The sequence below is a fragment of the Bacillus cereus genome (assembly GCF_002561295.1).
Lineage (GTDB): Bacteria > Bacillota > Bacilli > Bacillales > Bacillaceae_G > Bacillus_A > Bacillus_A cereus_S.
In genome coordinates this window covers 173091-187034 of record NZ_NTUG01000020.1, presented here as the reverse complement: position 1 = coordinate 187034, position 13944 = coordinate 173091, and the positions used below count along the sequence as shown (strand labels likewise).

Genomic DNA, 13944 nt, shown 5'->3' with positions numbered 1-13944 from the left:
CTTCTTCCGGTTCTGATACAGCTTCTGTTTCTTTCTTATATTCAACCTCTGCTGTTGACGTTATATTACCGTTTTCGACAATAGCGTCTCGTAATTGATTTTGTAGAGATTCTTCTTTTTCTTCATTATCCTCTTCCACTACATCTGTCTCTTGTCCAAATGCCTGCTCGTTATGAAGAGTATGTTCTTCTTTCTTGTTATCCTGTCCAACTGATTTATGTAACAAGCCATCAGTTGCAAATGGACGAGAGTCTGAAGGAACATTCTCATTTTCGTCCTTCTCTAACGCAGTAAATACACGTTCAGAGTCGTAACCATTTTTCTCTAACCACTGATCAACAACGGACTTTTCTTCTTTTTTACTTCCTTGTTGTTGATTCTCATCTAAGCTTGGCTCTCTGTCCTTAGAAGGCGTAAAAGATTCATCTGAAAGATCAGCAAGTGAGTAGCCTTTTTTCTCTAGCCATGCATCGACGACTGGTTTTCCTTCAACCGATATTTCAAGATCTTCCTGTCTTTTTTCTTCCGCCTTTATTTCTTCTTTCTCCATAGACGGACGTTTATATCCAAAGATCGGTGAAATCATCTCTGTTGGGCGAAATGGTCTTCGATTACTTTCTTGTATTGGCACAGATTTTTTTTGTATGAAAGGCTCTGGCTCAACTTCTCGCTCAGTTTGCTGCGGGATAAATGTACGAATTGGTTCTTCTTCTACATATATCGGCCCGCGTCTCTCCATGTTTGTTACCCTCGGCAGTGGCTGCTCTTCAACATATGCTGAGTCTTCCACATCCTCCTCATCAAATCCATCATCAGGCACTAACGGAAATCGACATTTCACACCCGAATTCCGACTCGCCATTTGCGCTTCTCTTGCTGCAGTGTAGTGGTTTACACGAGGAATGTTCGGCTTACTTTCAGTGTTCTTCGGTACTTCTTTATTCATCGCTGTTTTTTCTTCCTGATGTTCCTCTTTGTTAAACAGCTTTTTCATCCAATCTAACATGCTTACCACTCTTTCTACTAAATAGTAACATCCTTTATTGTATCAGCATTCAGCAAAAAGTGCAGGTAAAATTACGTTCTTGTATTTTATCCACTATATTCAGATTTTCAGTAAGTACAATAGCTTCTCAGCTTATAAGTCGTTACTCTGAACACAAAGGAGGACTTACTCTCTCCTTCTCTACTTTGTTTTAAACCCGGCATGGAGCAAAAAAAAGAAACTGACCACTTCCGCACATGGACAGGTTCTCTCTTCTACCTAAAAAGAAAGTTTTTTAACTTGCTTTTACATACAAAAAGCAGTCTCCTATATAAGACTGCCGGTTACGCTTTACTCTTCCGATATGTTTCCACACCCTCTGTCACACTTTGCAGTAAAATGCTTACATATTGTGGATCTGATAGTTTTTTGTCTTCTTCCGGATTTGACATGAATCCAAGTTCAAGTAAAACGCTTGGAACCTTTGACCAATTGAATCCAGAAAGATCATCACGAAACTTAATCCCATTCACTTTCACCTGACTGTTTTCTTTCATTTTCTCTACGATTATTTGAGAAACTTGTAAACTCTCTGCATAAATTCCTTTTGTATATGTATTTCCTTCCGCTGGTGTCAACACTGCAAACCCTTTTTGTGCTTGATTTTCTGAACTATCCGCATGAAGACGTAAAAACAAATCTGCTTGATGATCATTTGCAAATGTCGCTCGCTCTTTATTACTTATATCAACATCATGTGACGTTCGTGTCATAAGTACTTGTATCCCTTTCGCTTCTAGCTTCTCTTTTAACATAACAGCAGCTTCTAACATAAGAACCGATTCACGCTTTTTCGTCACAACACCAGTCGTCCCATCGGTCACTTTATATTTCTGCTCAACTGCACCCGGGCCAACTGGTTCTAAATTTAAGTTTGCTTTCTCTTGATGCCCCGGATCAATCACAACAAGAAACTTCCCTTGTTTTTGCTCAGCATCCACTTTTACTTCAGAGGTTTTCGCCGATTCTTCAGCCGGTGGTACTTGTTCAGTTTTTTTCTCTTGTTCTCCCCCTTGTTCCACTGGCACTTCAGTTTCTACTTTCTTTTCTAGTGGTGCTTCTTTCGTTTGGTCTACAACCCTGTTACTCTCTTCTTGTACAGTAACAGGCGTTTCCTTTTTTTGTTCCTTCGAGCATGCGCCCATATATATTCCAAGTAATGCAACTACACACATCATTTTTATATACTTCATCTTTTCTCCTCCATCCACTTGGCGCATACTTTAGCAAAAACACCCTACATTTCGTTTAATTGTTTCATAATCTCATCTATACTGTTCGCTATACAAACTGGTTCCCATATGTCCGATCCTTTTTCTGCTGTATATATTGGATATAATGGATCATCTATATCAACAAAAATCGGATCACCCATATCAGTATCATATCCAATCACAATCCAGCCTTCTTGCCAATCTCCCTTTTTCCCATCAATAAGTGTACTTTTGTCTTTATCATATCGATATCCAATTTGTCCCTTTTCCAATTCATTTTCATGAAATAAATATATTTCAAATGATTGTAATTCAATATCATGTTTTTTCGAAGTTTCGATAAGACCTAGGAGTTCTTTTACTTTTAGATGTTGTTTCATACGTCCCTATCCCTTCTATTTTTTCTAAATTTTAACTAATTTGTTTCTGGAATACAATATGGTTTTTCGGGATAAGCGTTACAATCTAGGAACATTTCCACAAAAAAAGTAGCCTCATTTTATAATGAGGCTACTTTTTTATATGAATTAAAATTTAAATTCTTGTCCAACTTCATAGCTACCTTCTAATACAAGAATACCTTTTTCTTGCGGAGCATCTGGAAGTTCTAATTCACGTGCAGAGCAAAGCATACCAGAAGATGGCGTACCGCGAAGCTCAGCTGGTTTAATTAACATACCGCTTGGCATTACAGCACCAATTTTTGCAACAACAACTTTTTGTCCTGCATCAACGTTTGGTGCACCACATACGATTTGCAATGTCTCTGTACCGATTTCTACTTTACAAATGCTCAATTTATCAGCATTTGGATGTTTTTCTTTTTCAGCTACGTAACCAACAACAAATTTCGGCGTTAGATCTGCTTCTACTTTTTCTTCAAATCCATTTTCCGCTAAGATTTCGTTGATTTTTTCAACAAGCTCTTTTGTTAAAGTAAGATTTCCTGTTTCCTTTACTTCTACATAAGAAGATGCATTGAAGATGTTAAATCCTCCTGTTACGTTGCTCTCACGATCATAAACGCGAGCAACATCTCCTTTACGGTCAAACGTACGGTTTTCTAATGTAATATCTTGTAAGGCAACGATTAATGTGTCGCCAATTCCTTCAAGGTTGTAAAAAACGTTCACTTTGTTCATCCTTTCTCTTTTTCATCTGTCTTCTTCCGATTTTTTGCTAAAATAAAGATCGGTTCAAAGTCCCCATCTTCATATACAAATGAAAGTGATGTAATCGGAACATGACCTTCAGCAAAAAACTTCATTGTCATTTGTGCAATAATATCATAACCGATTTCGTTCACGATATCAGCAATAATTAAAACATCTTGATGCGGAACAGCCACCACCATGTCACCTGAAATCTTTTCGCGCATTGATTGTAATAGTGATTCATTCAAAATACGACTCGCATCATATCCATCATTTGTGTTTAAGAAATAAAATGTATTTCCTGCTACTTCATCTTGTTTAAATGTATGACTTAATGAGCGCACATTAAACAATGCCATTTCACGTACTTGCTGCTCTGTAAGCCCTAACTTTTGTAACAAACGTTCATCAATTAATCGATATGTTTTATTAGAATCTAATGCATAATAAATACGTGTTTCTGCTGTATGATCCGTCATTAAAAACGGATTGCCTTCCTCCGCTTGTTTCGGGAAAGAGGTAGAGCGAATAACGGGCAGAATTTTTGCTGCGCTGCTTTCTTCTTTATGCATCGCAAGAAGTGCCTCTTCCACGTAATATGCAACCTCTTCAATTGCCGTTTCCTTTTTCACTTCCCACTTTGCCACAACTCCTGGGAGTGATACATTAATTCCTTTTTTCGTATCTTTTTGTTCAATACGAAGTGTATCCTTTTCGCTATCATAATGAAATTCCCATTCCGGGCGAGCCAATCTCTTCATTAACTCTTCTTTCATCTTTTTACTTGTCATTTTCATGCCTTTTGCCTCCCTTCCAAAAAAATAACCTCCCCGGCGAAGGTAGAGGTTGTTTTTACAATTTAATTGGCTATTCGCCTTATTTTAACCCTTCAATAAACGCTTCGATTTGCTCTTGTGTTTTACGATCTTTGTTTACATAGCGTCCAGTTTCTTCACCTTTATTGTACGCTACAAAGCTAGGAATGCCAAATACATCTAATTTTACACACAGATCAATAAACTCATCACGATCTACATAGTAAAATGAGAAATCACTATATTTCTCTTCTACTTCTGGCATAAATGGATCGACAAAACGGCAATCTGGGCACCATTCTGCTGAGAACATAAAAATAACTTTCTCTTCATTTTTTAACGTTTGGAATTGCTCCATGCTTTCTAATGATTTCATCTATATTTCCTCCTCTAACGAAGTGTATCTTTTCATGTGTAATCTTTCTTTTATACTACCATACATCGCGTATGGTGCAAGGTTTATGCTTGTTTTTCATCATACTTATATTGCCCAACTAATAGCTTTACAACATGGACAAATAATTCTGTACGATCCACATAATGATCTGTGAAGATTCCGATTGCACCTTCATGACTACGAATATCTTTCCGTTTCACAAATGCCTCCATTACTTCACTTAACTCTTTTCCCTCTTCAAGAGGCGCAAGAAAATCATCTGGAAGTTTAATCCGTGCGCCACCTGCGACAAATACCTTCCCTGTACTCGTCGCTAAAGCACCCCAGTTGCACATAAACAAGCCGTGCTCTGTTTTCATAACACCGCCTTCTAATCCAAACCCAATATCAGCTTGTTCTGCTTCTAGCGCTCGCTTCGCTCTATTCATTGCGCCTTGCATCGTTTCTTCATCAGAAAATGGTTGTGCTGCTACTCCTGAAGGGACTGAAACAGCTGTAATATTCGCTTCGTTCCATACCGCTTGTACAGCCCCTACTTTTGTTTGGTTTTTCGATCCAACTGCTATTTTCATATCATTCACCTCTATATAATGCTACAAAGAACAAAATGTAATTGACGCTCTTGTTCTCCCCTTGTTTTTAACTCTATATGGGATTAAAGAAACCTGACCTTTTCTACCCATGGATGGATGCTCTCTTCCATCTAAAAAAGAATGATTTCTTTTCCTTTTTCCTATATAAAAATTGCAGCTATGAAAACAAAAGAAGTCTTCCACTTGCATCCTCCTTCTGGTCTCACATGGCATGGAATCCAAAAAGGCACTGTCCGCTTCTACACACGGACGGATACTCTCTTCCATCTAAAAAAAGAAAGGGGTTTCCCCCTTCCTTCTAAGCGTTATTTTTAATTGTTTCCAATGTCGTTTTATCTGTCGCTCTTACAAGCTTCGTAATTAACTCTTTCGCCGCTGCGTAATCATCAACATGTAAAATCGATGCATGTGTATGAATGTAACGAGCACATACACCAATTACTGCTGATGGAATACCGGAGTTACTCGTATGTACACGGCCAGCATCTGTACCACCTTGTGAAATAAAGTATTGGTACGGAATGTTATGTGTTTCTGCTGTATCTAAAATAAATTCACGCATTCCTCTATGTGTTACCATTGTACGGTCATAAATACGAAGAAGCGCTCCTTTACCTAATTGACCGAACTGCGTTTTATCCCCAGATGCATCATTTGCTGGACTTGCATCAAGTGCATAAAAAATATCTGGCTGAATCATATTCGCAGCTGTTTGTGCGCCGCGAAGACCTACTTCTTCTTGCACAGTCGCACCAGAATATAATGTATTTGGCAACTTTTCATCTTTTAATTCTTTTAACAATTCAATTGCAAGCCCGCAGCCGTAACGGTTGTCCCAAGCTTTCGCCATAATTTTCTTTTCATTTGCCATCGGTGTAAACGGGCAAATTGGAACGATTTGTTGACCTGGTTTCACACCAATTTCAAGTGCATCTTCATAACTGTCTGCACCGATATCAATTAGCATATTTTTTATATCCATCGGTTTTGCACGTTGCGCATCACTTAATAAGTGAGGTGGAATAGAACCAACAACCCCAACAATCGGGCCATTTTTCGTCATAATTTGTACACGCTGTGCTAGTAATACTTGACTCCACCAGCCTCCTAGCGTTTGAAAACGAATCATCCCGTTTTTCGTAATTTGCGTAACCATAAAGCCGACTTCATCCATATGACCTGCTACAAGTACACGTGGGCCATTTTCATCCCCTTTTTTCAGACCGAACACGCTACCTAAACCGTCTTGAACGATTTCATCTGCATATTTACTTAGCTCTTGTTTCATAAAACGGCGCACATCATGCTCAAATCCTGATGTACCTTGTAATTCTGTTAACGTACGAAATAATTCTAATGTCTCTTTATTCACGAAGTTCCCTTCTTTCAAACCGTAGTAGAATACCTCTTTTATTGTAACGAAATTTTCGAAATGTTTCTAGTTTCTTCTTTTTTCGTTAAAATTGCATTATAATTATTATCAATACACTATTTTATAGAAGTGAGGTGAATATATGAGCTGGAAAGGTTTACTAGCTGGTGTTGGTGTTGGTTTTGCAGCTGGTTATCTTGTTGCAAACAAAGTTCAAGAACAATCACATATTTCTTCAGAAAAAGCATTAAAAATGGTGAAACAGGCATTAAGTCATAAAGGCGAAGTTACTGGCTCTTGGGTACATATGGTTCCAGAGACATTTGAAAAATATGATGTCGCGTACGAAGTATACCGCGGCGGGCTTACAACGATTTTAAATGATATACAAGAACGTTTTGAGTTTTTAGTAGATGCAAAAACAGGTACTGTTTTAGAGGTAATAGCAGCATAAAGATACTCGGCTAATCCGAAAACATATTTTTATGCTTGAAAGAGGTTTTGCTTTATCATCCTCTTTCAAGCACAGCGTGCAGATGAATTTCTGCACGCCTTTTTTACATTCTTTCAATTATCGTCGCTGTCGACATCCCGTGTCCAATACAAATCGTTAACAGGCCGTATCTTCCCTGCCTTCTTTCTAATTCATGAAGAAGAGAAGTCATTAATTTCGCACCAGTTGCTCCAAGCGGATGACCTAAGGCTATCGCACCACCATTCACATTCACCTTTTGTAAATCTGCTTCCATTTCCTTTTGCCATGCTAAAACAACCGATGCAAACGCTTCATTAATCTCTATAACATCCATGTCTTGAATTGTTAAATTTGATTTTTGTAGCACTTTTTTCGTTGCAGGAATAACGCCATCAAGCATTGTCGTTGGATCGGAACCAACAACCACTTGATTCACAATACGAGCGCGTGCTTTACATCCCAGTTCTTTCGCCTTTTCACTATCCATTAACAAGATCGCTGCAGCACCATCACTAATTTGACTTGCATTCCCTGCTGTAATCACTCCATTTTCTTTAAACACCGTTTTTAAATTGGCTAACGCTTCATAAGAAGTATCTCTTCTTGGTCCTTCATCATTTTCAACTACTATTTCATTGCCTTCTTTATCTACACCGCGCAGTGGGACAATCTCTCGCTGAAAGTGTCCCGCTTCAATTGCTTGAAGTGCTCGTCTATGACTTTCTAACGCGTAAGTATCTAACTGTTCACGAGTAATACCATATTTTTCTGCAATCATCTCAGCGGATACACCTTGATGAACAATTTGATACTTTTCGTGAAGACTGCTTGGGATGGTTTGTTCATTCCCATCACTTAAAATAGGAACTTTTGTCATATGTTCTACACCAGCTGCAATTGTAATGTCCATATCCCCTGATTTAATTTCTTGCGCGGCAAAATGAATAGCCTGTTGCCCAGAACCGCAAAGACGATTAATTGTTACTGACGGAACTGTTATTGGAAAACCTGCTTCAAGTGCCGAAAGCCTTCCAATATTAAAACCTTGTTCGTTAATTGGCGTTACACAACCCATAACAATATCTTCTATAAGTCCTTTTTCTATATTGCCTCGTTTTGTTACCTCATCCAGTGCAACTGCCGCAAGTTGCACTGGGTGAAGTAAACGGAACGCTCCATTTCTTTTACCAACTGGTGTACGTACAGCTTCAACAATAACAACATCTCGCTTCATATTTTCTCTCCTACTTTCCCTTTTGAATAATCATAAAATCCTTTCCCAGTCTTTCTTCCAAGATGCCCTGCCTCTACAAGTTTCACAAGTGTTTGCGGTGCTCTAAACCTATCACCAAATGCTTCTGTTAGTCCTTTGCTCGCAAATAGCATTGTATCTAGCCCCACATAATCTGCTAATTCAAATGGTCCCATTGGATAGTTCAAACCAAGCTTAATCGCCTTATCAATTTCTTCTTTGCTTGTAATGCCTTCCTCATACATACGCATGCACTCTAACATATGAATAGCAATTGCCCGTGTGGTCACAAATCCTTGCATATCTTTCACAACTACCGTTTCTTTTCCAAGTTCTTCTGATACTGTTCTTACCGCTTGTATTGTGCTTTCTGCCGTAACTACCCCTCGTACAATTTCAACGAGCTTCATAACAGGAGCAGGGTTAAACCAGTGCATTCCCACTACTTTTTCAGGACGACTCGTTGCACTTGCAATTGCAGTTACACTTAATTCAGAGGTATTTGTTGCTAGAATAGTAGATTGCGCTGTATACAAATCTAGCTTTTGAAAAATCTCCTTCTTTAACTGTAATATTTCCGGTACAGCTTCAATAACAAGCTCTACATTTTGGCAAGCCTCTTGCAATATAACTGTAGAGGTTATATTGGATAAGATTCTATTTTTCTCCTCATCCGTCATACGTCCTGCACTAACAAAACGACTCAAGCTTTTGGTGATCGTTCCATAAGCTTTTTGTAAACTGTCTTCTGATACGTCATACATTTTCACATGTTTACCACCCATCGCTAACGCTTGGACAATTCCACTTCCCATAATTCCTACACCAATTACTGCGATATTTTGAATCATCATATTCCTCCTATCATTACTTTTCATTTTTTCTATGTAATGCATTCAAATAAAGCATTAGTCTCAAAATAGTTTTGAATATTATTGGGTAATAGAATGAGAGACATCAATAACTGTTTTTTACAGCATCATAAGTCCATGCTTTTTGCAATTATACTTTTCATGATTTCATTCGTGCCAGCATAAATCGAACTTACCGGAATATCACGATAACGGCGTGCAATCTCGTATTCTTCCATATAGCCATACCCGCCGTGTAACTGTATGCACTCTGTTGACACTTTTTTTGCAAGATCTGTTAACCACCACTTCGCCATCGATACTTTTGTTACGATATTCTCACCGTTCATATGAGCGGTAATACAGTCATCTACAAACGTTTTACCGATTTCAATTTCCGTATACATCTCTGCTAATCGAAACTGTACCGTTTGAAAATCGCTTATATGTTTCCCGAATGCTTTTCGCTCTTTTACATACTTTTTCGTTATATGTAACATTACTTCCGCTGCTGTTTTCGCTGCAATTGCAACGATGAGGCGTTCTTGCTGCAGCTTTTCCATAAGATAATAAAAGCCTTTTCCTTCTTTCCCTAACAAGTTCGAAGCAGGAACTTTTACATCTTCAAAAATAAGCTCTGCTGTATCTTGGCTATGTAAGCCAATTTTTTTAAGTTTTTTCCCTCTCTTAAATCCTTCCATCCCCCTTTCTAAAACGAGCAAACTCATTCCTTTATGAGCTGGTTTAACTTTTGTGTCTGTCTTACAAACAACAATGACTAAATCCGCATGAATACCATTTGTAATAAATGTTTTTTCACCATTCACGACATAATACTCACCTTCTTTCCTTGCCGTTGTTCGAATACTTGCCAAATCAGAACCTGCTCCTGGCTCTGTCATCGCAATTGCAGTTATATATTCGCCGCTTACGCATTTTGGTAACCAGCGCTTCTTTTGTTCTTCTGTTCCATACTGCGTGAAGTATGGAACAACAATGTCATTATGCAAACCAATTCCGATTAAACTTGACCCAACCTTTTCAAGTTCCTCGTTAATGACAACTGAATATCCAAAATCAGCACCTGCTCCGCCATGCGGCTCATCTACCATGGGACAAAGAAAACCTTTACTCCCCATACTTGTCCAGAAAGAACGAGGTATCATCCCCTCTTTTTCCCAGTCAATATAGTATGGATATGCTTCCTTTTCTAAAAATTTACGAAAAGCATCACGAAAAATGTGATGCTCTTCTTGTAAATACTTATGTTTCATCATATCCTCCCTTCCGCTCCTGCTTTACGCAAAATAAACTTCTGTATTTTACCACTTGCATTTCTTGGGAGTTGCTCAACAAACACATAGCGACGCGGACGTTTGTAATCAGCAAGCTTTTCACTTGATTTACAATACTCATCTAATATTTCTTCGGTAAGAGACTGATCTTTTGAAACGATGTATGCTAGAACACTTTCTCCCCAAAGCTCATCTTTCTCTCCAAGAACCGCAACATCTAAAATGCTTTCATGTGTGTACAGAAAATCCTCAACTTCGCGTGGATAAATGTTTTCTCCGCCACTAATAACCATATCGTCAACACGGTCTGCAACGTACAAATAACCATCTATATCTACATAACCTAAATCCCCAGAATGGTACCATCCTTTATATAATGCTTTAGCTGTTGCCTCTTCATCGTTGTAATATCCTTTCATTAAACAAGAACCTCGCATAATAATTTCTCCAATTTCATACGGCGGTAATATATCATCTGGCTCAGATGGCCCTTCTTCATTCGGACGGACAACACGAATTTCATGATTATAGGCAGCTTTCCCTGCAGAACCTACTTTCGTAATTTGTTCATTTTCTCGTAAAAAAGCAACTGCTGGTCCCATTTCCGTCATACCGTAAGCTTGTACTAATGAAACATTCAATTTTTCATCACAAGCTTTTACAAGTGCCGGTGCCATTGAAGCTGCTCCATATAAACCATACCGAAGAGAAGATAAATCATACTGCATTAAATCTTCCTGCAACATCATATTCCACATTGTAGGTGCTGCAAACATAACAGTAACCTTTTCTTTTCCAATCGTTTCAAGCACTTTCTTAGCATCAAAATGGTGCAGAATAATATTCGTAGCGCCGCTATGTACCCTTGGAACGAAGCAACAGTGCAACTCAGCACAATGAAACATCGGTGCCGTTACAAGACCACGACTACTTTCGGTATAATGTAAATATGCGATTCCTAACAAACTTTGATCAATAATTTCTCGGTGACGATGAAGTACTCCCTTCGGATAACCAGTTGTTCCACTTGTATACATAATGGAACAAATATCATCTTCTTTTACTTCTACTGTTTCGAAATTCGATAATGCACCGGCTAGTTTTTCTTCATATGAAATAGAAAACGGTGGATGATTTTTGTCAATAGACCAGAACTGAATATGAGGAAATTGTTTATGAACGCTTTGTACTTGGGAGGATAATTGCTTTTCAAAAAGTACGATTTTTGGAGAAGCATCTTCTAATATATAACTGAGTTCTTGCGGCTTTAATCTAAAATTAATGGGGTTGAATATGGCGCCAATTTTTGCACAAGCAAAACATGTAGTAGCAAGTTCACTACTATTAAAGAGAAATGTCGAGACGCGGTCACCTTTTTGTATACCACTTTTTTGAAGCGCATAAGCTAGCTTATTCACTTGTTCATTCCATTCCGTATACGTCCAGCGAATATTTTTTTCCGGTTCAACAATCGCTTCTTTATTTGGATATTTTCCAGTGGTCATTTCAAGTAACTTTCCAATCGTTATATACAATATATTTCCCCCTTTTCAAATAAAGTGAAACTTTAATCAGCCATCACCAATCGGGCTTTTACGGGATAAAACGCTTATCATATAAAACCTATAACAATGCAGTAACTCAGAGATATTATAACAATTTTCAGAATATTTTAAAGTTTATTCTTTCGACAAATCTTTACAACGAAATCGTGTATAGTTGTAAAAGCGTATACAAACTTACTTTTTTAGTGGAGGGGGACCCCCTCCACTTCATGCCTCTATCTTGCTTACACTTTACTTGGCATGTGTGTTTCTTTTCGTTCTACCTTCTCAATCATATTCCCTTCCTCATCCCACTTTACAGCGCGGTAATATGCATCATGATAAAAAGTGAACCACGCTTTCTTTTCTGTTCCATACTTCATCCACTTCTGCTTATGTTCAATAGATGTCATTGGGTAATCATCATATGCCATAACCCATAGTACATTTTGATGAGCGTGCGTTGGCAATAAATCCGCTAAATGAAGCATTGTTTCTCCCTGACTTTCGAGAACAATGACAGCATGTCCATCACTATGACCGCCTGTATGTACCATTGTTATTTCATCTGTAATTTGTATTTCTTCTTTGAAGGTAACAACTTGTTCTACAATTGGCTCCCAATTTTCCTGCCAATATGTATTGCGAGATCGCAGATTTGGATTTCTCATTTCATTCCATTCGGTTTCTGACACATATATCTTTGCATTTGGAAATGTTGGAACAAGCTTATCTTCTTCCCATTTCGTTAGGCCTGATGCATGATCGAAGTGAAGGTGCGTCATGAATACATAGTGAATATCTTCAGGTTTCAAACCAACCTCACCTAAAGAAATTTCAACGGACGATTCTTCCGTCACACCTTGATTTCGTTTCATCTTTTCATTCATTTTCTTATTTCCAATTCCTGAATCGATAAGCATGTTTCCATCTTTCGTTTGCACAAGCAATGGGTCTGTCCGTAAATAAATATGATTTGTATCATTATGTTTATATTTTCGTGACCACAGCACTTTCGGCACAACCCCAAACATTGCTCCCCCATCTAAATGAGTATTTCCGCCGCGCAGCCATGTTACTTTGATTTCTCCCATTTTTAAAGATTCCATTCTATATTCCCCCTTTTCACTCTGATTTTAACATAAAATTCAGATTATTTTACCGTATAAAAAAAACCGCGCATTACTGCGCAGGTTCCGTGCGATATTTCGCTTCAACACGATAAATACGATGTCCCTTACTAGAGAACTTTTCTTCGTATTCCGTCATAATATTACCTTCGAAATCACTATTATGAAGATCTAAGCTAAGGAATGTGAGTAACATACCATATTCAGCCATACTCATAAGAGAGTATTCAAATAAACCTTGGTTATCGGTTTTAAAATGAATTTCCCCACCCGTTACTAGCACTTCTTCATAATTACGTAAAAATGTTTTATACGTTAAACGACGCTTTGCGTGACGATTTTTTGGCCATGGATCTGAGAAATTTAAATACACACGGTCAATTTCACCTTTTGCAAAGAACACTGTCAAATCTTCAGCATCTTTATTCATTAATTTTAAATTTGGTACTTCTTCTTCGATTAACTTATCAAGTGCATCTACAACAACACTTGTGAATTTTTCAATTCCAATATAATTAATATGTGGATTTGCTTTTGCCATTTCATACACGAAGCGACCACGACCTGTACCTACTTCAATATGAATTGGATTATCATTTCCAAACACCGCTTGCCAATTGCCACGACGCTCCTCTGGATTTCCAATTACAAACTGTGAGTACTCATTGATTCGATCCATTGCATATGGTTTATGTCTTAAACGCATTGATGTCTCCCTCTCTTTACCAAACTATTTTTTTGAAGGTTCATGCCTTCTTTCTTTTCCATCTATCTATCAAACAAAAAACCAAGTACGTACGAGCACTC

The 13944-nt window shown here is 38.1% G+C and carries 14 protein-coding genes and 1 pseudogene; 1 reads left to right on the top strand and 14 read right to left on the bottom strand.

What is annotated here, in order from left to right:
• The 8 genes and pseudogenes from CN373_RS14005 to CN373_RS13970 form a co-directional block, all read right to left on the bottom strand.
• Nucleotides 1-1006, bottom strand: a pseudogene (locus tag CN373_RS14005) (DNA translocase FtsK); the annotation flags it as partial.
• Between the two features lie 323 nt (nt 1007-1329).
• Nucleotides 1330-2238 (bottom strand): N-acetylmuramoyl-L-alanine amidase, encoded by a 909-nt coding sequence (locus CN373_RS14000; protein WP_000874089.1) that lies wholly within the window; start codon nt 2236-2238, stop codon nt 1330-1332.
• Between the two features lie 44 nt (nt 2239-2282).
• Nucleotides 2283-2639 carry a hypothetical protein gene (locus tag CN373_RS13995; protein WP_000809188.1) on the bottom strand — a complete coding sequence of 119 codons (357 nt, stop codon included), beginning with the start codon at nt 2637-2639 and terminating at the stop codon, nt 2283-2285.
• A 147-nt stretch (nt 2640-2786) separates the two neighbouring features.
• Nucleotides 2787-3401 (bottom strand): YtpR family tRNA-binding protein, encoded by a 615-nt coding sequence (gene ytpR / locus CN373_RS13990; RefSeq protein ID WP_001045348.1) that lies wholly within the window; start codon nt 3399-3401, stop codon nt 2787-2789.
• A complete protein-coding gene (locus CN373_RS13985) occupies nt 3398-4210 on the bottom strand; it encodes a DUF1444 domain-containing protein (RefSeq protein WP_000784616.1) in 813 nt (270 codons plus the stop codon). Before CN373_RS13985 ends, ytpR begins: the two co-directional genes overlap by 4 nt.
• Before the next feature lie 79 nt (nt 4211-4289).
• The gene (locus CN373_RS13980; RefSeq protein WP_000838194.1) at nt 4290-4604 is read right to left on the bottom strand and encodes a thioredoxin family protein; all 315 of its coding nucleotides are present in this window, start codon (nt 4602-4604) and stop codon (nt 4290-4292) included.
• Nucleotides 4605-4687: 83 nt separating this feature from the next.
• Nucleotides 4688-5197 carry a DUF84 family protein gene (locus CN373_RS13975; protein WP_000686161.1) on the bottom strand — a complete coding sequence of 170 codons (510 nt, stop codon included), beginning with the start codon at nt 5195-5197 and terminating at the stop codon, nt 4688-4690.
• 319 nt (nt 5198-5516) lie between these two features.
• Nucleotides 5517-6590: a M42 family metallopeptidase gene (locus CN373_RS13970; protein WP_033664814.1), complete on the bottom strand. Its 1074-nt coding sequence runs from the start codon at nt 6588-6590 to the stop codon at nt 5517-5519.
• A 142-nt stretch (nt 6591-6732) separates the two neighbouring features.
• Here CN373_RS13970 and CN373_RS13965 point away from each other — a divergent pair, with 142 nt between their 5' ends.
• A complete protein-coding gene (locus tag CN373_RS13965; protein ID WP_000118534.1) occupies nt 6733-7044 on the top strand; it encodes a PepSY domain-containing protein in 312 nt (103 codons plus the stop codon).
• Between the two features lie 103 nt (nt 7045-7147).
• Here CN373_RS13965 and CN373_RS13960 read toward each other — a convergent pair whose 3' ends face one another.
• From CN373_RS13960 to trmB, 6 genes are all read right to left on the bottom strand, one after another.
• Nucleotides 7148-8299, bottom strand: coding sequence for a thiolase family protein (locus CN373_RS13960; RefSeq protein WP_000817627.1), 1152 nt, complete (start codon nt 8297-8299; stop codon nt 7148-7150).
• Nucleotides 8296-9168 (bottom strand): 3-hydroxyacyl-CoA dehydrogenase family protein, encoded by an 873-nt coding sequence (locus CN373_RS13955; protein WP_000615598.1) that lies wholly within the window; start codon nt 9166-9168, stop codon nt 8296-8298. The genes CN373_RS13960 and CN373_RS13955 overlap by 4 nt, the downstream gene beginning before the upstream one ends.
• A gap of 128 nt (nt 9169-9296) precedes the next feature.
• Nucleotides 9297-10442 carry an acyl-CoA dehydrogenase family protein gene (locus CN373_RS13950; protein ID WP_098359553.1) on the bottom strand — a complete coding sequence of 382 codons (1146 nt, stop codon included), beginning with the start codon at nt 10440-10442 and terminating at the stop codon, nt 9297-9299.
• Complete coding sequence (locus tag CN373_RS13945) at nt 10442-11998, bottom strand: fatty acid--CoA ligase (RefSeq protein WP_098359552.1); 1557 nt, start codon at nt 11996-11998, stop codon at nt 10442-10444. The genes CN373_RS13950 and CN373_RS13945 overlap by 1 nt, the downstream gene beginning before the upstream one ends.
• Nucleotides 11999-12252: 254 nt before the next feature.
• Nucleotides 12253-13116 (bottom strand): YtnP family quorum-quenching lactonase, encoded by an 864-nt coding sequence (locus CN373_RS13940; RefSeq protein ID WP_098359551.1) that lies wholly within the window; start codon nt 13114-13116, stop codon nt 12253-12255.
• Between the two features lie 73 nt (nt 13117-13189).
• The gene (gene trmB / locus CN373_RS13935) at nt 13190-13843 is read right to left on the bottom strand and encodes a tRNA (guanosine(46)-N7)-methyltransferase TrmB (RefSeq protein ID WP_001239386.1); all 654 of its coding nucleotides are present in this window, start codon (nt 13841-13843) and stop codon (nt 13190-13192) included.
• Nucleotides 13844-13944 lie beyond the last annotated feature (101 nt).